Origin of the sequence: Chelatococcus composti (assembly GCF_014201415.1) — a bacterium.
Taxonomy (GTDB): Bacteria; Pseudomonadota; Alphaproteobacteria; order Rhizobiales; family Beijerinckiaceae; genus Chelatococcus_A; species Chelatococcus_A composti.
The window spans coordinates 76465-95513 of sequence record NZ_JACHEH010000003.1; the positions used below are offsets into that span (position 1 = coordinate 76465).

18 protein-coding genes are annotated in these 19049 nt (G+C 67.3%); 8 read left to right on the top strand and 10 right to left on the bottom strand.

All coding sequences use genetic code 11. The features are described from left to right. The first annotated feature begins 18 nt into the window (after positions 1 to 18). From HNQ73_RS06600 to denD, 4 genes are all read left to right on the top strand, one after another. Positions 19 to 879 carry an isocitrate lyase/PEP mutase family protein gene (locus HNQ73_RS06600; protein WP_183333537.1) on the top strand — a complete coding sequence of 287 codons (861 nt, stop codon included), beginning with the start codon at positions 19 to 21 and terminating at the stop codon, positions 877 to 879. Beyond that, a complete protein-coding gene (locus HNQ73_RS06605; protein WP_183333539.1) occupies positions 876 to 2039 on the top strand; it encodes a GNAT family N-acetyltransferase in 1164 nt (387 codons plus the stop codon). The genes HNQ73_RS06600 and HNQ73_RS06605 overlap by 4 nt, the downstream gene beginning before the upstream one ends. A 10-nt stretch (positions 2040 to 2049) precedes the next feature. Beyond that, positions 2050 to 2796, top strand: coding sequence for an SDR family oxidoreductase (locus HNQ73_RS06610; protein ID WP_183333540.1), 747 nt, complete (start codon positions 2050 to 2052; stop codon positions 2794 to 2796). Positions 2797 to 2875: 79 nt separating this feature from the next. Then, entirely contained in the window at positions 2876 to 3856 is a 981-nt protein-coding gene (gene denD, locus HNQ73_RS06615; RefSeq protein WP_183333542.1) for a D-erythronate dehydrogenase, read from the top strand. A gap of 96 nt (positions 3857 to 3952) precedes the next feature. On the opposite strand, the gene HNQ73_RS06620 is transcribed toward denD, so the two are convergent. Then, positions 3953 to 4915, bottom strand: a complete 963-nt coding sequence (locus HNQ73_RS06620; protein WP_183333544.1) for a 2-hydroxyacid dehydrogenase — start codon at positions 4913 to 4915, stop codon at positions 3953 to 3955. 346 nt (positions 4916 to 5261) lie between these two features. On the opposite strand from HNQ73_RS06620, the gene HNQ73_RS06625 reads away from it, so the two are divergent. From HNQ73_RS06625 to HNQ73_RS06640, 4 genes are all read left to right on the top strand, one after another. Then, a complete protein-coding gene (locus HNQ73_RS06625; RefSeq protein WP_183333546.1) occupies positions 5262 to 6326 on the top strand; it encodes an ABC transporter ATP-binding protein in 1065 nt (354 codons plus the stop codon). Between the two features lie 118 nt (positions 6327 to 6444). Continuing rightward, entirely contained in the window at positions 6445 to 7761 is a 1317-nt protein-coding gene (locus HNQ73_RS06630) for an ABC transporter substrate-binding protein (protein ID WP_183333548.1), read from the top strand. A 103-nt stretch (positions 7762 to 7864) separates the two neighbouring features. Continuing rightward, on the top strand, positions 7865 to 8812 hold the full coding sequence (locus HNQ73_RS06635; RefSeq protein ID WP_183333550.1) for a carbohydrate ABC transporter permease: 948 nt from the start codon (positions 7865 to 7867) through the stop codon (positions 8810 to 8812). Between the two features lie 10 nt (positions 8813 to 8822). After that, complete coding sequence (locus HNQ73_RS06640; protein WP_183333552.1) at positions 8823 to 9728, top strand: carbohydrate ABC transporter permease; 906 nt, start codon at positions 8823 to 8825, stop codon at positions 9726 to 9728. Between the two features lie 108 nt (positions 9729 to 9836). On the opposite strand, the gene HNQ73_RS06645 is transcribed toward HNQ73_RS06640, so the two are convergent. The 9 genes from HNQ73_RS06645 to HNQ73_RS06685 all read right to left on the bottom strand — a co-directional run bounded on the left by HNQ73_RS06645 (position 9837) and on the right by HNQ73_RS06685 (position 18863). After that, positions 9837 to 10883, bottom strand: a complete 1047-nt coding sequence (locus tag HNQ73_RS06645) for a LacI family DNA-binding transcriptional regulator (protein WP_183333554.1) — start codon at positions 10881 to 10883, stop codon at positions 9837 to 9839. Positions 10884 to 11019: 136 nt separating this feature from the next. Beyond that, complete coding sequence (locus HNQ73_RS06650; RefSeq protein WP_183333556.1) at positions 11020 to 11943, bottom strand: DMT family transporter; 924 nt, start codon at positions 11941 to 11943, stop codon at positions 11020 to 11022. Between the two features lie 121 nt (positions 11944 to 12064). Further along, positions 12065 to 12574 (bottom strand): MarR family winged helix-turn-helix transcriptional regulator, encoded by a 510-nt coding sequence (locus HNQ73_RS06655; RefSeq protein WP_183333558.1) that lies wholly within the window; start codon positions 12572 to 12574, stop codon positions 12065 to 12067. 99 nt (positions 12575 to 12673) lie between these two features. Next, on the bottom strand, positions 12674 to 13261 hold the full coding sequence (locus HNQ73_RS06660) for an NAD(P)H-dependent oxidoreductase (RefSeq protein ID WP_183333559.1): 588 nt from the start codon (positions 13259 to 13261) through the stop codon (positions 12674 to 12676). Between the two features lie 6 nt (positions 13262 to 13267). After that, on the bottom strand, positions 13268 to 14689 hold the full coding sequence (locus HNQ73_RS06665) for an FAD-binding oxidoreductase (protein WP_183333561.1): 1422 nt from the start codon (positions 14687 to 14689) through the stop codon (positions 13268 to 13270). Beyond that, positions 14686 to 16062, bottom strand: a complete 1377-nt coding sequence (locus HNQ73_RS06670; RefSeq protein WP_183333563.1) for a cytosine deaminase — start codon at positions 16060 to 16062, stop codon at positions 14686 to 14688. Before HNQ73_RS06670 ends, HNQ73_RS06665 begins: the two co-directional genes overlap by 4 nt. Position 16063: 1 nt before the next feature. After that, positions 16064 to 16897 carry an ABC transporter permease gene (locus HNQ73_RS06675; RefSeq protein ID WP_183333565.1) on the bottom strand — a complete coding sequence of 278 codons (834 nt, stop codon included), beginning with the start codon at positions 16895 to 16897 and terminating at the stop codon, positions 16064 to 16066. 10 nt (positions 16898 to 16907) lie between these two features. Next, the gene (locus HNQ73_RS06680) at positions 16908 to 17714 is read right to left on the bottom strand and encodes an ABC transporter ATP-binding protein (protein ID WP_183333567.1); all 807 of its coding nucleotides are present in this window, start codon (positions 17712 to 17714) and stop codon (positions 16908 to 16910) included. A 147-nt stretch (positions 17715 to 17861) separates the two neighbouring features. Then, positions 17862 to 18863: an ABC transporter substrate-binding protein gene (locus tag HNQ73_RS06685; protein ID WP_183333569.1), complete on the bottom strand. Its 1002-nt coding sequence runs from the start codon at positions 18861 to 18863 to the stop codon at positions 17862 to 17864. Positions 18864 to 19049: the final 186 nt, after the last annotated feature.

Genomic DNA, 19049 nt, shown 5'->3' on the forward strand with positions numbered 1-19049 from the left:
TTCCTGAAGGAGAGAGCAGTGAGCTCCATCCACGACCGCCGTCACATCTTCCGCCGGCTGCACGAGGCCGGCGGCGCCTTCATCATGCCGAATCCGTGGGATGTGGGCACCGCCCGCTTCCTGCAGAGCCTCGGCTTCAAGGCGCTGGCCACGACGAGTGCCGGCGTCGCCTTCTCGCAGGGCTTCCCGGATACCGACTGGGCCGTTCCGCGTGATCTGATGCTGGCGCATATCCGTGAGATCGTTCAGGCTGTCGACGTGCCGGTGAATGCCGACTTCGAGTCGGGCTATGCCCATGAGCCCGGCGATCTCGCCAAGAACGTGCGGCTGTGCGTGGAGACAGGTGTCGCCGGTCTCTCCATAGAGGATGCGACGGGCGAGCGGTCCCGCCCGCTTTACGAGCTGTCCCTGGCCAAGGAGCGGATCGCGGCGGCACGGGCGGCCATCGACGAGGCCGGCAAGGGCGTCGTGCTGACGGCCAGGGCTGAGTGCTGGCTCGTCGGCCATGAGGCGCCGCTCGACGAGGCCATCCGCCGGCTTGTTGCCTATTCCGAGGCCGGGGCCGACTGCCTCTATGCTCCCGGCTGCCGGACGCCGGAGGAGATCCGCGCCATCGTCGAGGCTGTCGCGCCCAAGCCCGTCAACGTGCTCATCCCCGCGGGCACGACGATGGGGCTTGACGATTTCGCGGCGCTTGGCGTTAAGCGGCTGAGCGGCGGCTCGGCCCTGTGCCGTGTCGCGTGGCAGGCCTTCATGCAGGCTGCGCGCCAGGTCGCGACGACGGGGCGCTTCGACGCGCTCGCGCCGGCGGTGCCCTTCGACGAGATCAACGGCTTCTTCCGCGACGATCTTGCCCGTGGCAGGAGGCCGAGGCGATGAATGCACCCGTCGTTGGCCCGGCGCGCGGCCTGCCGGTGCGCCGCGAGCACGTGGGGCAGACGGTGGTTGTCGCGCCTCTCGACGCCAGGCGCCATGCTGGAGACCTCTGGGCAGCCTTCGCCGGCCACGACAGCCTGTGGGACTATATGTCCTACGGTCCCTTCGCGGACGAGAAGGCCTTTGCCCTGTGGCTCGGGGGGCGGGAGGAGCTGAGCGACCCGTTCTACTTCACCGTGATCGACCGGGGCACGGGCCGGGCCGTCGGCCTCGTGACGCTGATGGAGGTCCGTCCCGCCCATGGGGTCGTCGAGGTGGGGCACATCGTCTTCTCGCCGGCGCTGCAACGCACCCGCGCGGCAACCGAGGCGATCTTCCTCCTCGGGCGTCACGTCTTCGAGGATCTCGGCTACCGCCGCTTCGAGTGGAAGTGCAATGCCCTCAACGCCGCTTCCCGGCGGGCGGCGCTGCGCTTCGGCTTCAGCTTCGAGGGGGTCTTCCGCCAGCACATGATCGTCAAGGGCAGGAACCGGGACACGGCCTGGTTCTCCATGCTCGACAGTGAATGGCCGGTGCGCAAGCGCGCCTTCGAGGCCTGGCTCGCACCGGAGAACTTCGACGCCGGGGGGCGCCAGCGCGTGAGCCTCTCCGCCTACAACGCACTCACGCTGCCCTCGGGCCTGCGCCGCGCGAGCCTTGCGGACCGCGCCGCGCTCGAGGCGCTGCAGGCCGCTTCCTACGCGCGCAACCGTGAGATCCTCGGGGTCGAGCCCATCCCGCTCCTGTGGGACTACGGCACTGTGCTCGCGACCAACGAGGTCTGGCTGCTCGAGGAGGAAGGCCGGCTCGACGGTGCGCTCATCCTGGAGCCACGGCAGGATGATCTGCTCATCGAGAGCATCGCTGTCGCCCCCCATGCGCAGGGGCGCGGCATCGGCAACCGCCTGCTCGAGGCAGCGCTGGCCCGCGCGGCGGCGCTGAAGCGGCCTGTCGCCCGGCTCTACACGGGCGCGCCGCTCAAGCGGAACATCGCCTGGTACGGCCGCAAGGGCTTCGCGATCGAGCGCGAGGACGTGCGGCCCGACCGGACGGTCATCCACATGGCAAGATCGATCACCGCCCCGGTCGAAGGGGCGGCTTCCACGACCACAACAAGCATCTGAGGAGGCGACTATGGCCGGAAGGCTAGAGGGCAAGCGCGCGCTGGTGACGGCGGCGGGACAGGGAATTGGCCGCGCGATTGCCGAGGCGTTCGTGCGTGAAGGGGCGTCGGTGGTGGCGACCGATCTTTATACAGAGAAGCTGCAGGGGCTGAAGGGCGCGGAGATCCGCCAGCTCGACGTGCGCTCCACCCCGGCGGTCGAAGCGTTGCGCGCAGAGATCGGCGCCGTCGATGTGCTCGTCAACGCTGCCGGCTTCGTTCACCACGGCACCGTCCTCGAGTGTTCGGAAGAGGACTGGGACTTCTCCTTCGACCTCAACGTGAAGTCCATGCACCGCACCATCAAGGCCTTCCTGCCGGCCATGCTGGAGAAGGGCGCGGGCTCCATCATCAACATCGCCTCAGGCGCCTCCTCGGTGCGCGGAATCCCGCACCGTTACGTCTATGGCGCCAGCAAGGCGGCGGTCATCGGCCTCACCAAGGCCGTGGCGGCGGACTTCATCCGCAAGGGCATCCGCGCCAACGCCATCTGCCCCGGCACGGTTGAATCGCCCTCGCTCGACGAGCGCATCGCCACGCTGGCGCAAAAGACCGGCCAGGCCGTCGAGGCCGTGCGCCAGGCCTTTATCGATCGCCAGCCGATGGGGCGCCTCGGCAAGCCCGAGGAGATCGCCGCGCTTGCGGTCTACCTCGCTTCGGACGAGTCGGCCTTCACCACCGGGCAGATCCACATCGTCGACGGCGGCTTCGCGCTCTGAACATCCACAGGGCCGGGGCGGCGGCGCCTCCGGTGCGCGCCGTCCCAACCCTGCGGCCTTCTGAAAGGATCCAGGAAGCATGCATATTCTCATCCTCGGCGCGGCCGGCATGGTCGGCCGCAAGCTCACGGAGCGCCTCGCCCGGGACGGCGCGCTCGGCGGCAAGGAGATCACGCGCGTCACGCTGCACGACATCGTGGAGCCGACCGCGCCGGCTGGCGCGCCCTTCGCGGTCAAGACGCTGGCCTCCGACTTCTCGCAGCCGGGCGAGGCCGAGAAGCTGGTGGCGGAGCGGCCCGACGTCATCTTCCATCTCGCGGCGATCGTCTCCGGCGAGGCCGAGGCGGACTTCGAGAAGGGCTACCGCATCAACCTCGACGGCACGCGCTATCTTTTCGACGCCGTGCGGGCCATCGAGGGATACGTGCCGCGGCTCGTCTTCACGTCCTCCATCGCGGTGTTCGGCGCGCCCTTCCCCGAGGCGATCGGTGACGAGTTCTTCACAACGCCGCTGACGAGCTACGGCGCGCAGAAGGCCATTGGCGAACTGCTGCTGGCAGACTACACGCGGCGTGGCTTCTTCGACGGCATCGGCATCCGCCTGCCGACGATCTGCGTGCGGCCAGGCAAGCCCAACAAGGCGGCGTCCGGCTTCTTCTCCAACATCATCCGCGAGCCGCTGTCCGGCATGGAGGCCATTCTGCCGGTGAGCGAGGACGTGCGCCACTGGCACGCCAGTCCGCGGTCGGCCGTCGGTTTCCTCATCCACGCCGCGACCATCGACGGCGAGGCGGTGGGGCCGCGCCGCAACATCACCATGCCCGGCCTGTCGGTGACGGTGGGCGAGCAGCTCGAGGCACTGCGCCGTGTGGCAGGCGACAAGGCGGTGGCGCTGGTGCGCCGCGAGCCCGACCCGGTCATCATGAAGATCGTGGCCGGCTGGCCGCGCAACTTCGATGCGAGGCGCGCCCTCTCCCTCGGCTTCAGGGCCGAGACGACCTTCGACGAGATCATCCGCGTCCACATCGAGGACGAGCTCGGCGGCAAGCTGGGCATCTGATGCGACAAGGCCGGGCGGATCGCCCGGCCTTTTCTTTTGCTCACGGGTTGGCAGGCCGCTCTTTCGCGATCTGCCCTGGTTCGTTCGGCCCTGCCGTCACTTGCGCGGCCAGGGCGTCTCGGGGACGGGCGTCTTCGGGCCCTTGCCCTCGAACCACGACACGAGGTTGTCGACGACGAGCTGGCCCATGGCGTTGCGCGTGTAGACCGAGGCGGAACCGACGTGGGGCAGCAGCACCACGTGGTCCATGGCGATGAGCTCGGCCGGCACATGCGGCTCGTTCTCGAACACGTCGAGGCCGGCGGAGAGGATCCTGCCGTCGCGCAGCGCGGCGATGAGCGCCTTCTCGTCGACGACGGTGCCGCGACCGACGTTGATGAGGATGCCGTTCGGCCCGAGGGCGTTCAGCACCTCCTCGTTGACGATGTGATAGGTTGCGTCCCCGCCCGGCGCGACCACCATCAGCACGTCCACGTCGCGCGCCATGTCGACGAGGTTGTCGTAGTAGCGGTAGGGCACGTCGTCCTGCCGGCGGCGGCCGTGATAGGCGATCTCGAGGTCGAAGGCCTCGCAGCGCCTGGCGATGGCCTTGCCGATGCGGCCGAGGCCGAGGATGCCGATCTTGCGCTCGCGCAGGGTGGTGGTGAGCGGATAGGGCTTCTCCAGCCACTTGCCGGCACGCAGGTAGCGGTCCACCTGCGGAATCTGGCGGACGGTGGCGAGCAGCAGGCCCAGCGCCAGGTCCGCCACCTCGCCGGTGAGCACGTCAGGGGTGTTGGTGACGATGATGCCCCGCTCGGCGGCCGCCTTCACGTCGATGCCGTCGTAGCCGACGCCGAAGTTGGCGATGATCTCAAGCGCCGGAAGCTTCTCGATGAGCGCCCGGTCCGCCTTTCCGGCCCCGCCGGCGGCGACGCCGCGGATGCGCGGGCCCACCTCGCGGAAGAAGGCTGCCTCGTCCCCGACCTCGGCCAGCTTGTGCAGCGTGAAGTGCTTGGTCAGCCCCTCTTCGATGAGCGGCATGATGGGGCGGACAAGAAGAATCTCGGGCTTGCTCACGGGTGCGTTTCCTTGGCTGTCGTTGGGTTTCGCCGGCTTAAGCGTTTAAACGATTGAATTCAAGTTGAGACCCGGCTAGCGTTACGGTCAACAAGGTGTCGCGCAGATGCGGCACACCAATGACAGCCGGATCACCGGCGAAGGGGAAACGGCCTTCACGGGCCCAGGGGAGGGAGACGGCGTGCACGACAGGTCGCGCATCTCAGCTTTTCGCGATGGCAAGGTTTCCGTCTTGCGCAGAAACTGCGTTTGACGAACGATTTCGCGTGTCCTGATGCCGCTCAAGGCTTCGGGGCGAGTAGTGTTGCGGCCGGAAGAGCCGCCTCAAAAGGGACGGTCGACTTAAATGGCATCGGTTGAGATTCGAGACGTTCGCAAGGCGTTTGGCGCGACGCAGGTCATCCACGGCGTTTCTATCGACATCGCGGACGGCGAGTTCGTGATTCTCGTCGGCCCGTCTGGATGCGGCAAGTCGACCCTGTTGCGCATGGTGGCGGGCCTGGAGAACGTCACCGGTGGCGAGATCCGCATCGGCGACCGCGTCGTCAACGACGTGCCGCCCAAGGAGCGGGACATCGCCATGGTGTTCCAGAACTACGCGCTCTATCCGCACATGACGGTGGCGGACAACATGGCGTTCTCGCTCAAGCTGCGCAACGCGCCCAAGAGCGAGATCGAACAGCGCGTGAAGAAGGCCGCGGACATCCTGGGGCTCGGCCACCTGCTCGACCGCTATCCGCGTCAGCTCTCCGGCGGCCAGCGCCAGCGCGTCGCCATGGGCCGCGCCATCGTGCGCGACCCGCAGGTCTTCCTCTTCGACGAGCCGCTGTCGAACCTTGATGCCAAGCTGCGCGTGCAGATGCGCACCGAGATCAAGGAGCTGCACCAGCGCCTCAGGACGACCACCGTCTACGTGACGCATGACCAGATCGAGGCCATGACCATGGCCGACAAGATCGTCGTGATGCACGACGGCATCGTCGAGCAGATGGGTGCGCCGCTGGAGCTCTACGACCGGCCGGCCAACATGTTCGTCGCCGGCTTCATCGGCTCGCCGGCCATGAATTTCATCAAGGGCAGCATCAAGGTCAACGGCAAGGCTGTCTTCAAGGCCGAGGGCGGCCTGGAGCTGCCACTCGCCACGGCGCCGGCCGGTGCCGACGGCCGCCCGGCCGTCTACGGCATCCGCCCCGAACATTTCGTCATCGATGCGCAGAACGGTATCCCGGCCGAGGTTGTCGTCGTCGAGCCGACGGGGTCGGAGACGCAGGTCTTCGCCAAGCTGGGCGGGCAGGACATCGTCGGCGTGTTCCGCGAGCGTGTCACCGTCGGGCCGGGCGACACCATTCCGCTCGCGCCCAATCCGGAGCTCGTGCACCTGTTCGACGCGCAGACGGGTAAGCGCCTCTAAGGGTTTCGGCCGCAGCCCCGGGGGGCTGCGGTCGTGATGGCGGTGTCGTCACGAAGAATGGCGAAGGGACGGCCGCACCGCGCAATGAGTTGCGTCCCATCACATCGGAGGATTGCCCATGACCATTTCAAGACGCGATTTGCTTCTCGGCGGCGCCGGCCTCGCGGCCGGTGCAGCCGGCATGTCCCTGCTCGGTTCCGGGCCGGCACGCGCTCAGTCGGCCCTGAAGTTCACGCCCGAGCCGGGGGCCTCGCTGCGCGTGCTGCGCTGGTCGCCCTTCGTCAAGGGGGATGAGGATTCCTGGCTCGCCAACACCAAGAAGTTCACGGAGCTCACCGGCGTCGAGGTCCGCATCGACAAGGAGAGCTGGGAGGACATCCGCCCGAAGGCGGCGGTCGCGGCCAACGTCGGCTCCGGCCCGGACATCATGTGGGTGTGGTTCGACGACGCCCACCAGTATCCGGACAAGCTCCTCGACGTGACCGACCTCGCCGACGACCTGGCCTCGCGCTATGGTGGCTGGTATGCCGGCCCCGAGGGCTATGCCAAGCGTGACGGGCGGTTCATCGGCATTCCGCTCGCCACCATCGGCAACGCCATCTGCTATCGCGAGAGCTGGGTGAAGGAGGCCGGCTTCAGCGAGTTCCCGAAGGACACCCAGGGCTTCCTGGAACTGTGCAAGGCGCTGAAGGCCAACGGCCACCCGGCGGGCTTCCCGCACGGCAAGGCCGTGGGCGACGGCAACAACTATGCCCACTGGCTGCTGTGGAGCCACGGCGGCAAGATGGTCGACGAGAACGGCAAGGTCGTCATCAACAGCCCGGAGACCATCGAGGCGCTGAAATACGCCCGTGAGCTCTACCAGACCTTCATCCCCGGTACCGAGAGCTGGCTGGACGTCAACAACAACCGCGCCTTCCTTGCGGGTGAGATCTCGCTCACGGCCAACGGCGTGTCGCTCTACTACTCCGCCAAGAACGACCCGAAGCTGGCGGAGATGGCGGAGGACATCAAGACGACCAACCTGCCGATCGGCCCGGTTGGCGAGTCTGTGGAGCTGCACCAGACGACGACGGCGGTGATCTTCAAGTACACGAAGTATCCGGAGGCGGCGAAGGCCTATCTGCAGTTCATGTTCGAGGCCGACCAGATGAACAACTGGATCGAGGGCTCGAACGCCTACTGCTGCCAGACGCTGAAGGCCTACGCCAGCAACCCCATCTGGAAGGCGACTCCGCTGCACGAGCCCTACGCGAAGGCATCCGAGACGCTGCGGCCCAACGGTTATGCCGGCCCGCTCGGCTATGCCTCGGCTGCCGTGATGGCCGACTACGTGCTGGTCGACATGTTCGCCGAGGCCGCGACCGGCCAGCGTACGCCGGAGGAGGCCGCCAAGCGCGCCGAGCAGCGCGCCAACCGCTACTATCGGGTGTGATCATCGGAGGGGCGGCGGCATCGCCGCCGCCCCTTCACGGCCGTCGCGGTTCCCTGTCTGGCCGAGCGGCGGACTGTTTTTCAGAATAACCGGAGAGCGGCGCATGTCCGTCAGTGCCGATACGATAACGGCTGCCCCTTCGTCGCGCTGGAGCCTGTCCCGGCTCGCGCACGACCACAACTTCCTTGGCCTCCTCTTCCTGCTGCCGGCGGCCGTTTTTCTGCTGGTCTTCCTCACCTATCCGCTCGGCCTCGGCGTCTGGCTGGGCTTCACCGACACGCGAATCGGCCGCGCCGGCGTCTTCGTGGGGCTGGAAAACTACGAGCTCCTGTGGGAGGACCAGATCTTCTGGCTCTCGGTGTTCAACACCATCCTCTACACCACCGTCGCCTCGGTTCTGAAGTTCGCACTGGGGCTGTGGCTGGCGCTGATCCTCAACGAGCGGCTGCCGTTCAAGGCCTTCTTCCGGGCCATCGTGCTGCTGCCGTGGGTCGTGCCGACGGTGCTGTCGGCCATCGCCTTCTGGTGGATCTACGACGCGCAGTTCTCCATCATTTCCTGGGCGCTGCAGCGCATGGGCCTCATCGATGCGCCCATCAACTTCCTCGGTGACGCGACGAATGCGCGGGCTTCGGTGATCGCGGCCAACGTCTGGCGCGGCATTCCCTTCGTCGCCATCTCGCTGCTCGCCGGCCTGCAGACCATTCCGCCCTCGCTGCACGAGGCGGCGACGCTGGACGGCGCCACGTCCTGGCAGCGCTTCCGCTATATCACGCTGCCCATGCTGACGCCGATCATCGCCGTCGTGATGACCTTCTCGGTGCTGTTCACCTTCACCGACTTCCAGCTCATCTACGTGCTGACGCGCGGCGGGCCGCTCAACGCCACGCATCTCATGGCGACGTTGAGCTTCCAGCGCGCCATTCCGGGCGGGCAGCTCGGCGAGGGCGCGGCGATCGCGGTCGCCATGATCCCCTTCCTGCTCGCTGCCATCCTGTTCAGCTACTTCGGCCTGCAGCGCCGCCGCTGGCAGCAGGGCGGGGCCGATTGAGGAGACACCGATGAGCGCTTCCACCCAAACGGCGCCTGTTCGCGAGCCCCTCGTCGGCGACGAGGGAGGGATGGGCTATCTCGAGCGCCTGCCGCGCCGGCTCGTGACGGTCTACCTGCCGCTTTTCGTCTTCCTGTTCGTCCTGCTGTTCCCGTTCTACTGGATGGCGATCACCGCCATCAAACCGAATGCGCAGCTGACGGACTACAACAACTACAGCCCCTTCTGGGTGGTGGAGCCGACGCTCGACCACATCCGCTACCTGCTGTTCGAGACCTCGTATCCCGGCTGGCTCGTGAACACGATTATCGTCGCAGTGGCGGCAACCTTCGTGTCGCTCGTCACCTCGGTGTTCGCGGCCTATGCCATCGAGCGGCTGCGCTTCAGGGGGGCGCGCTTCGTCGGCCTCGCCATCTTCCTCGCCTATCTGGTGCCGCCGTCGATCCTGTTCATCCCGCTGGCGCTGATGGTGTTCAACTTCGGCATCTACGACACCAAGCTGGCGCTCATCTTCACCTATCCGACCTTCCTCGTGCCGTTCTGCACATGGCTGCTGATGGGCTATTTCCGCTCCATCCCCTACGAGCTCGAGGAGTGCGCGCTGATCGACGGTGCCTCGCGCTGGCAGATCCTCATGAAGGTGCTGCTGCCGCTGTCGGTGCCGGGGCTCATCTCGGCCGGCATCTTCGCCTTCACGCTGTCGTGGAACGAGTTCATCTACGCGCTGACCTTCATCGCCTCGTCGGAGAACAAGACGGTGCCGGTGGGCGTGCTGACGGAGCTCGTCCGTTCGGACGTCTATGAATGGGGCTCGCTGATGGCCGGCGCGCTCATCGGCTCGCTGCCGGTCGTCATCCTCTATTCCTTCTTCGTTGAGCACTATGTCTCGTCGATGACCGGCGCGGTGAAGGAATAGACACGGCTGACAGGCACAGTCCGCTGCGATGCCCGCGCCCGTCGCGGGCATTCGCTTTTTTGGGAAGACGGGTGGCAGCGAGTGCGGGGCGACGGAGCGTCGGCCCCGTCAGCGCAGCGGGCAGGTGGAGTTGCGTACCACGAGGCGCGGCTCCAGCACGACGCGGCGCACGTCGGCCTGCGGGTCGGCGATGCGGCGGATGAGCAGTTCGGCGGCGCTCTGGCCCATCTCGAGCTGGCGGTTGTGGATTGTGGTCAGGGCCGGGTACCACTGCGCTGCCTCGGCGACGTCGTCGCAGCCGACGATGGAGAAGTTGACGCCCGCCTCGCGTCCGGCGTGGCGCAGGCCGAGCATGGCGCCGAAGGCGACGAGATCATTGAAGCACACGGCGGCCGTCGGCGGGTCGTCGAGCTGCAGCAGGCGCTGGATGCTGCGGAAGCCCAGCTCGCGCGTGCCGAAGCCCTCCACGACGAGGGAGGGATCGAAGCGGATGCCGTGGCGGGCGAGCATGTTGCGGTAGCCGGTCCTGCGGTTGTTGCCCGTGGAGATCAGCGTGTTGCCGCCGATGAGCGCGATGCGCCGGTGCCCGAGCGCGAGCAGGTGCTCGACAGCCAGCTCCATGCCGCGCGCATCGTCGGAGCCCGCGAAGTCGAGGGTCGTACCCGGCACCTCGCGCGAGACCTGGACGACGGGGATGCCGGCCGAGGTCAGGAGGCGCAGGTTGGCGCTGGTGGTGCCGCCGGCAGGGCAGATGATCATGCCGTCGGGCCTGTATTCGCGAAGCGTCGCGAAGACCTTGTTCTGCTTCTCCAGGCTTTCGGAATAGGTGCCGAGCAGGATCGAGAGGCCGTTGCGGCTCGCCGTGTCCTCGATGGTGCTGAGCAGCTCGGTGAAGTAGGGGTTGGTGATGTCGTGGAAGGCGACCGCGATGATGTTGGTGCGCGCGGTGCGCAGGCTGGCGGCGCTGCGGTTGTAGACATAGCCGAGCTCGCGGGCGAGTTCCTGCACGCGCTGCTTGGTGCTCTCGGCCACGACGGCGCTGTCTCGCAGCGCGAGCGAGACCGTCGCCGTGGAAAGGGAGAGCTTGTCGGCGATGACCTGAAGCGTTACACGGCCGCGTTCCTGGCCCTCGTTCATCAAGCCATCGACGGTCATAGTCTGCGCTTCCCCCTCGGACTGCCCCGGTCGGCGGGGCCTCGCACCTTTCGCAAGCACGCATTTTCAATCGAATTAAGTCAAGGGGCCATTTGGCGAATCCATTCTTGAACTGCTGTGCTGGAAAGGCGTGACCTCAGCCGGCCGTCCGGTCTGTGGAGGTCTTCTGCTCCCGCTCGCGATAGAGCAGATAAAGCCCTGAGAGGACGACGATGCCCGCGCCGGTGAGGGTCCATGCGTCCGGCACGTCGCCGAAGACGATGAGGCCAAGCGCGATCATCCAAACGATCTGGGTGTAGATGAACGGCGCCAGAACGGGCGCCGGGGCATAGCGATGGGCGACGATCAGCAGCCAGTGCCCGAGGGCGCCGAAGGCGCCGACGGCGAACATGACGAGCCAGACCATGAGCGAGGGCGGCGCCGTCCAGACGAAGGGAATGATCGGCGTCGTCAGCACAACCCCGGCGAAGCCGGAATAGACCATCGTCGTCTCGGACGAATCGTGCGCGGCCAGAACGCGGGTGGCGAGGCTGTAGAGGGCGTAGCAGAAGGCGCCGGCGACGGAGAGCAGCGCGGCCGGATGCAGCCCGCCGATGCCGGGCCGGGTGACGACGAGGACGCCGACGAAACCGACGGCGATGGCGGCAAGCCGCCTGGGCCCCGCCCATTCGCCGAGGAGCGGGCCGGCAATGAGCGCCACGATGAGTGGTGTCGAGAACAGGATCGACATCGTCTCGACGAGCTGCAGGTAGCGCAGGGCAAAGAAGTTGAGAATCGTCGAGAGGAAAAGCAGCAGCGAGCGCGCGAGCTGCAGCGCGAGCCGGTTCGACTTGAGGGCGCCAGGATGGGTGACCGGGTTGATGAGCGCCGTGACAAAGAGGATGCTGCCGATGTAGCGCACCCAGACCGTCTGGATGGGGTCCATGTAGCGGTTGAGCCACTTGGCGCTCGTGTCGAGGCAGGCGAAGCACATGAGGGCGCCGCACATGAGCGTGATGGCGAGCAGCCGGTCCCTGCGCGCCTTCTCATCCGCCGCGTCGAGCGAAGCCTGCGACGTCATGTGCCGGTTTCAACCGTTTTGATCGAGCCTGCATGACGCTAGACCAGGAGCAGGTGAGGAGGCAGGCGTTCCCTCGCAGGGCTCCCCTGCACCTTGCGCGTTGCTGCGCTGCGGCGAGCGTTCAGCCGACCGAGGCGACGGCCGGCGTATCCTCCATGTCGTCCGGATCGTCGTCGAGGCCCATGGCACCGTCTGCGGTGCCACTGGCGGCGAGATTCCTGGCCACCTTGCGCAGCAGCTTGCGCAGGCGCTTGCGGTCCTTGTTGTCGAGGCCGCGCAGCAGCTCGTTCTCCACCTCGTTCCAGAGATTGTCGATGGACGATGCGCGGCGGGCGCCTTCTTCCGTCAGTCGCACGACGACGACGCGGGCATCGCCCGGCTCGGTGGCGCGCTCGACGAGGCCCTGGGCGGCAAGGCGCGCGACGGTCTTGGAGGCGGTGGGCGGCTTCACCCGGAGGAGGCTGGCCAGCTCGCCCATGGTCAGCGTCCTGCCACCGACGAGGGCCTGCAGCACCTGCTCCTGGCCGGGAAACAGGCCGAGGCGGTTGAGCCGCTCGCCGACGCGCGTGCGGTGGAGGCGGGCCGCGTGGACAAGGGCCCACCCGACACTCTTGGCGACCGGGTGTTTCATTGCGGGCCTCGAACGGTTTCGCCCATTGAAGGGCTTGCCTGCCGTCAGAATAATGGTCGCCCGGTTGCGACACTTCAATGACAACCGGCATGGGCGCGGTCAGATGCGGCCGAGAACGCGCTCGACCTTGGCGAGGAAGCGGCGGCGTTCGTCCTCCGTCACCGTGTCCATGGAATGCAGGCCGAGCCAGAGGCGCTTGCACCTCAGGCCGCACAGGGCGCCGATGCCGGTCAGCAGCATGCGCCTGCCGGGCATGCCCATGAACCACCACCACCAGCGCGGGCTGCCGAGGGTGGAGATGGCGGCGATGAGGCGGATGTGGTGCAGGGCGCCGACGGTTGGCTTGCCACGCTCGGGCATCCGGAAGGTGGCGTGCGGCACGAAGACCCGCTCGAGCCAGCCCTTCAGCATGGCTGGCGGGCCATACCACCACGTGGGGTGGACGAAGACGAGGCCCTCTGCCCAGCGCACGAGGGCGAGGTGGTTGGCGACCGGTGCCTCGTTGGCACCGGGCGTGTGATAGCCCCGCCGTTCCTCCGCGCTCATCACCGGATCGAAGCCCTCGGCATAGAGGTCGAGCAGGTGCACCTCGTGGCCGCGGCGCGACAGGGTGGCGAGGGCCGTATCGCGCACAGCGGCCGTGAAGCTTTCCGCGCACGGGTGGCAGTAGACGAGGAGAATGCGCATCGGCCGTCAGGCGGCGCGGTCGGCAAGGCCGGGGAAGAGATAGGTCCGGCCCGACGCATAGTCGTAGTCCGGGTTCTCCCAGGCGATCATCTTGCCGGGGTTGAGCAGGCCGCGCGGGTCAGCCTCGCGCTTGAAGGCGAGCTGCACGGCGTCGGTCTGTTTCATGCCCCCTTCCTCCAGCGTGTAGCGGTGCGGGTTGAAGACGGGCACGCCCATGTCCTCGTGGATGCGGATGATCTCCTCGAGGCGCTCCTCGCTGGTGAAGCGCACGAGCGGCAGGCCGAAGCAGGTGATCTTGCCATCGAAGCGGACGAATTCGAGATGCGCGATCACCTCGTCGCCGAAGTGCGCATGGACCTTCTCGACGAGCTCGAGCTGGTTCGGGAAGGGATAGAGCGTCTGCAGATAGGTGATGCTGGGGTCGACGCGCAGCGCGCGCAGGGTCGTGTGGTTCCAGGCGAGCTCGAAGGCCGGCGGCAGGCCGCGCAGCTCCTCCGGGCTTATCGCATCCTGGCGGAACAGCACCTCGGCCCCCGAGACGCGGCGGGTGAAGGCGAGGGTCGCGTCGAGCGCGTGCTCCGCCACCATGATGACGGCGATGTGCTTGTCGCGCGGCAGGAACTTCTGGTGGCGCAGGAAGACGTCGTGCGGCACCGGCGCGGCGATGACGGCGAGTTCCTTCAGCAGCAGGCCGTCCTGCTCGCCGAGCGCGTTGGCATAGGCCGCCGCCTCCGCCAGCGTGTTAAAGCCGACGATGAGGTCGACCCAGGTATAGGCTGGCGCCAGCGGCACGGAGACCTCCGTGATGATGCCGTTGGTGCCGTAGGCATGGGCCACCTTGTGCAGGTCGTCGCCGGTGAGCGTCAGGATGCGCGGGGTCGCCTCCATGGTCGCGACCTTGAGCGACAGGATGTTGCCTGCGTCGCGCAGGCCGCCCCAGCGGATGGAGCCGACGCCGCCCGAGCCGCCGGCGATGAAGCCGCCGAGCGAGGCCGTTGCGTAGGTGGAGGGAAAGAGGCGCAGCTCCTGGCCCGAATGCGGGCGGGTCTGCCGGTCGATCTTGGCGAGCATGGCGCCAGGTTCGGCCACGAGGCGCCCGAGGCCGATCTCCTTGACCTTGTCCATGCCGGACATGTCGAGAATGATGCCGCCCGAGAGGGGCATCGCCTGGCCGTAATTGCCCGTGCCGGTGCCGCGCGGCGTGACGGGGATGCCGAGCTCGTAGGCGGCGGCGAGCACGCGCAGCACCTCGCCCTCGTTCGCAGGCGAGACGAGGATGTCGCCGGTCACGTTCTCGAGCTGGCGCTTGAGTGTGGGCGAATACCAGTAGAAATCGCGACTCTTCTGGCGGACGAGGGCCGGGTTTTCCTCCGTCTTGATACCTTCGATGCGGGTCTTGAGCCCCTCGATGTCGTAGCGGTGGGTCATCGGTCCTGTTGTCCCTCTTGTTGCGCTGCGACCAGCCGGTCGAGTTCGCGATAGTCCGGCAAGGTCTCGTCGATGGTCCGCCCACCCACGACGACCACGCGGTCGGCCTGTGGTCGTGCCAGAAGTTCCGTCCAGCTGCGCGCCCGCGTCAATATGAAGTCGGCAGCGCCACCCTCGGAGAGACGGCCGGCGTCGGCAAGACGCATCACGGCCGCCGGTGTCGTCGTCACCGCAGCGATCCAGTTGTCGTCGCTGTGGTCGAGGTGGGCGATGCGCGTTGCCTCGCGGAAGACCTCGATCATGTCGAGGTCGCCGTAGGCGTAGAAGGGATCGCGCGTATTGTCGCTCGCCACCATCACCGGCACTCCCGCCGCTTTCAGCTCGTGCAGCGGCGCGACACCGCGCCAGCGCGGCGTGCGGCCCGGCCGACGGTCCTGCAGGTACATGTTGCACATCGGCAGCGAGACGACGGCGATGCCGGCCTCGCCGAGCTTGTCGATGACACGTGCGGCATCGGCCTCGTCCTGTAGCGCGAGCGAGCAGCAGTGACCGGCGAGGATGCGGCCCTGGAAGCGGTGGCGCAGGGCAGCGTCGGCGATGCGCTCAAGGCTGCGCGCCTCGGGCGCGTCACTCTCGTCGACGTGGAAGTCAAGGTCGAGGCCGTTGGCTGCCGCGGCCATGAAGATGCGGTCGAGCGCCAGGTCGAGCGCGGCGTCTGGCGCAGCTCCCAGAAAGGTAACGCCGCCGAGGACGCCGCCGTGGCGGGCGACCGTGGAGACGATGTCACGGAACTGCGGCTCGTCGTTGGTGACGATGTCACAGGTGAAAAGGGCGGTGGCCTGCAAAGTGATGCGCCCCTTCCACGCCTCGCGCATCTCGGCGAAGACCGGCCAGGAGATGGCGGTCTGCGGCCCGAGGGAATCGAGGTGCGTGCGCACGGCACAGGTGCCGTGGGCGAAGGCCGCGCGCAGCGAAAAGTCCATGCGTGCGGCAACGTCTTCGGCGCTCCAGAAGGCGACCCGGTCGCGCCCGGCGCTGTGGAGCGCGCCCATGAAGGTGCCGTCGGGGTTCGGCGAGCGCGGCCAGATGTGGCCCTTGTCGAGGTGGGTGTGCACGTCGACAAGGCGCGGCAGGACGATGCCGCCGTCGAGGTCGATGCGGACGGGGACGGCAGACGCCTCGGACGGAGCGTCCGGACCGCCCCCTTGAGGCACGATGCGCGTGATACGGCCTCGCGCCACGTGGATGTCGCAGCGCACGAGCCCTTCCACGGCGCCGCGCGCGGCCTCCGGCGGCAGCACGGCTGCCGGCACGGTCGCATCGGCGAGCACATAGACCGGGGTGTCGGGAAGCGAAATAAAGCCGCGGCTCATGTCATGCCTCCCGCCTGCGCGCGCTCTCGTGCCAGCGGTGCAGCAGGAGGTGGCTCAGCGCGGTGAAGATGAGGAAGATGAGGATGCCCGCCACCGAGATCAGGAAGAGGGCGGCGAACATGCGCGGGACGTTGAGCCGGTAGCCCGATTCGATGATGCGGAAGGCCAGGCCCGACCCCTGGCCGGCTGTGCCGGCTGCTATCTCGGCCACGATGGCGCCGATCAGCGCCAGCCCTCCGCCGATGCGCAGCCCGCCGAGGAAATAGGGCAGGGCAGCCGGCAGGCGCAGGTAGACGAGTTGCTTGAAGCGCGAGGCGCCATAGAGGTCGAATAGATCGCGGAGGTTGTGGTCGGCCGAGGCCAGGCCGAGCGCGGTGTTCGACAGGATGGGGAAGAAGGCGACGAGGAAAGCGCACACCAGCACGGCCGTGCCGGGCTCGAGATAGATGAGCAGGAGCGGCGCGATGGCGACGATGGGTGTCACCTGCAGAATGACCGCGAAGGGGAAGAACGACAGCTCGATCCAGCGCGACTGGGCGAAGAGGATGGCGAGCAGGACGCCCCCGACGACGGCCGCGAACAGCGCAAGGAACGTGATGCGCAGCGTCACGAGCAACGAGCCGAACAGCACCGGCCAGTCCTTGACCAGTGTTGCTGCGATCTGCGACGGCGCCGGCAGGATGTAGGGCGGGATCTCGTTGATCTGCACCACCGCCTCCCAGCCGGCGAGGGCAAGGACGAGGATAGCGACGGGCAGGAGGACGGAGGCAAGGCGCGCCGCATCGAAGCGGGCGGCGCCGGAGGCAGGGGGCGTATCGTCTGTCGAGGCGCTCATCGTGGCCTTGCTAGAGATGGTCGTCGGGCGCCATGGCACCGTGCAGGGCCGCCGATGCCTCGCGGCACAGCTCGGCATAGCGCGGCGTGGAGCGAAAGCTGTCGCTTCGCGGCATCGGCACGTCGACGTCGATGGTCGAGATGACGCGTCCGGGCCGGGCCGCCATCACCACGATGCGGCTCGACAAGTAGACACTCTCGTAGACCGAGTGGGTGACGAAGACCACGGTGCAGCCGAGCTCCGCCTTGAGGCGCAAGAGGTCGTCGTTCAGCTTGAAACGGGTGATCTCGTCGAGCGCCGCAAACGGCTCGTCCATGAGGAGGATGGCGGGCTTCGTCGCGAGCGCGCGGGCGATGGAGACGCGCATCTTCATGCCGCCGGACAGTTCCCGCGGGTAGGCGTCGGCGAAGGCTGCAAGGCCGACGAGCGCGAGGCTGTCGCGGATGGTGGCATCCGCCTTGGCCCGCGACACGCCCTTGAGGCGCAGGGGCAGCCAGACGTTGTCGGCCACCGTCGCCCAGGGCATGAGCGTCGGCTCCTGGAAGACGAAGCCGATGTTGCCGCGGCGCTCGCCGGGATCATGGCTGGCGATGGAAACCCGGCCGCGGCTCGGCCGGCCGAGGCCCGCCATCAGGCGCAGGGCCGTCGACTTGCCGCAGCCCGAAGGCCCGAGCAGCGACAGGAACTCGCCCGGAAAGACGTCGAGATCGAGGTTCTCGAGCGCCACGGTGCCGTTGGAGAACGTCTTGCCCACTCCCCGCAGGGACACGACCGGCTCCCGGTCCGCGAGGGTGGGTGACAGCGAAGCGAGCGTCATTGGATATCGAGCATCGTGGGGTCTCACGCGCCGGGCGGCGGGGCGGGCATTCGCCCCGCGTCAGCCGCGCCAGTGGTTGCATTTTGCTCCCCGGCGCGTCAACCGCTCCGGGGAAGCGCCTGTCGCCTCCGGCAGCTTGCCGGTCCCTCAGTTCCTGGGACGCAGGTCGAGGCCGACGCCCTTGTTGACGAACTGGAGGGTGTAGCTCTTCTTGTAGTCGAGATCCGCCGGCACGACGCCGGCCTTCACCATCTTGTCGAAGAAGTCCTTCATGCGCTCGTCGGTCATCGCACCGATGCCCTTCTCGAGCGCATCACCCGAATCGACGATGCCGTATTCCTTTATCTTGGCGATGGAATAGGCGATCTGCTCGTCGGTCATCTCCGGGTTGTCGCGCTTGATGGCCTCGTTCGCCTTTGTGTTGTCGCCATAGAGATAGTTGTACCAGCCGATGGCCGAGGCATCGACGAAGCGCTGCACGAGATCGGGGTTCTTCTCCACAAGGTCGAGACGCGTCTCCACGGTCGTGGCGTAGGTCGAGAAGCCGTAGTCGGCGAGCAGGAAGACGTTGGGCTTGAAGCCCGCCTCGCGCTCCACGGCGAGCGGCTCGGACGTGAGGTAGCCCTGCTGGCCCGAGTTCTTGTCGGCGATGAACGGGGCGGCGTTGAAGTTGTAGGGACGGACCTGGCTCTCCTTGAAGCCGTACTGACTGACCATCCACTGGTAGAAGGAGGCGAGGCCTTCCTTGGAGATGAACAGCGTCGCCTTCTTCAGGTCTTCCCACTTGTCGAGCCCGGGATGGGAGATGATGACCTGCGGATCCTTCTGGAAATGCGCGGCGACGACGATGGTCGGGATGTTCTCCTGCACGGCCGAGAAGGCCTGGATCATGTTACCGCCCATGTAGAAGTCGAGCTTGCCGACCGGCAGCAGCATGCGGTTGTTGGACTGCGGCCCGCCGGGGACGATCTCCACGTCGAGCCCGTATTTCGCATAGGTGCCGTCGACGAGAGCCTGGTAGTAGCCGCCGTGCTCGGCCTGTGCGACCCAGTTGGTGCCGAAGCGGACCTTGTCGAGCGCCTCGGCGCCCGTCGCCGCGAGCATCGCCAAGGCGGTCACGCCCGCCGCCAGTGCCTTTGAACCGATCATGCGCTGCCTCCCTCTTGCGCAGCCTGTGAAACGCAGGCGCCAGTTGTGCGATGCTCGCGCGAGTCTTGGCAAGATTCACAACGGCGACCCCCGCCGGCGCTGGCAAGACCCGTGCCGGAGCGCGCCTTCCACCGCTGCATGGCGATCTTCGCCATTCGGACGTTGCCGCGACGCGCACTGTCCGCG

What these genes read in the sequence shown, in the direction of transcription:
- HNQ73_RS06670 (WP_183333563.1), bottom strand. Translation starts at nt 16,062, where the DNA reads ATGAGCCGCGGCTTTATTTCGCTTCCCGACACCCCGGTCTATGTGCTC.
- HNQ73_RS06640 (WP_183333552.1), top strand. Translation starts at nt 8,823, where the DNA reads ATGAGCGCTTCCACCCAAACGGCGCCTGTTCGCGAGCCCCTCGTCGGC.
- HNQ73_RS06645 (WP_183333554.1), bottom strand. Translation starts at nt 10,883, where the DNA reads ATGACCGTCGATGGCTTGATGAACGAGGGCCAGGAACGCGGCCGTGTA.
- HNQ73_RS06650 (WP_183333556.1), bottom strand. Translation starts at nt 11,943, where the DNA reads ATGACGTCGCAGGCTTCGCTCGACGCGGCGGATGAGAAGGCGCGCAGG.
- HNQ73_RS06610 (WP_183333540.1), top strand. Translation starts at nt 2,050, where the DNA reads ATGGCCGGAAGGCTAGAGGGCAAGCGCGCGCTGGTGACGGCGGCGGGA.
- HNQ73_RS06660 (WP_183333559.1), bottom strand. Translation starts at nt 13,261, where the DNA reads ATGCGCATTCTCCTCGTCTACTGCCACCCGTGCGCGGAAAGCTTCACG.
- HNQ73_RS06655 (WP_183333558.1), bottom strand. Translation starts at nt 12,574, where the DNA reads ATGAAACACCCGGTCGCCAAGAGTGTCGGGTGGGCCCTTGTCCACGCG.
- HNQ73_RS06625 (WP_183333546.1), top strand. Translation starts at nt 5,262, where the DNA reads ATGGCATCGGTTGAGATTCGAGACGTTCGCAAGGCGTTTGGCGCGACG.
- HNQ73_RS06665 (WP_183333561.1), bottom strand. Translation starts at nt 14,689, where the DNA reads ATGACCCACCGCTACGACATCGAGGGGCTCAAGACCCGCATCGAAGGT.
- HNQ73_RS06685 (WP_183333569.1), bottom strand. Translation starts at nt 18,863, where the DNA reads ATGATCGGTTCAAAGGCACTGGCGGCGGGCGTGACCGCCTTGGCGATG.
- HNQ73_RS06635 (WP_183333550.1), top strand. Translation starts at nt 7,865, where the DNA reads ATGTCCGTCAGTGCCGATACGATAACGGCTGCCCCTTCGTCGCGCTGG.
- HNQ73_RS06630 (WP_183333548.1), top strand. Translation starts at nt 6,445, where the DNA reads ATGACCATTTCAAGACGCGATTTGCTTCTCGGCGGCGCCGGCCTCGCG.
- denD (WP_183333542.1), top strand. Translation starts at nt 2,876, where the DNA reads ATGCATATTCTCATCCTCGGCGCGGCCGGCATGGTCGGCCGCAAGCTC.
- HNQ73_RS06680 (WP_183333567.1), bottom strand. Translation starts at nt 17,714, where the DNA reads ATGACGCTCGCTTCGCTGTCACCCACCCTCGCGGACCGGGAGCCGGTC.
- HNQ73_RS06675 (WP_183333565.1), bottom strand. Translation starts at nt 16,897, where the DNA reads ATGAGCGCCTCGACAGACGATACGCCCCCTGCCTCCGGCGCCGCCCGC.
- HNQ73_RS06605 (WP_183333539.1), top strand. Translation starts at nt 876, where the DNA reads ATGAATGCACCCGTCGTTGGCCCGGCGCGCGGCCTGCCGGTGCGCCGC.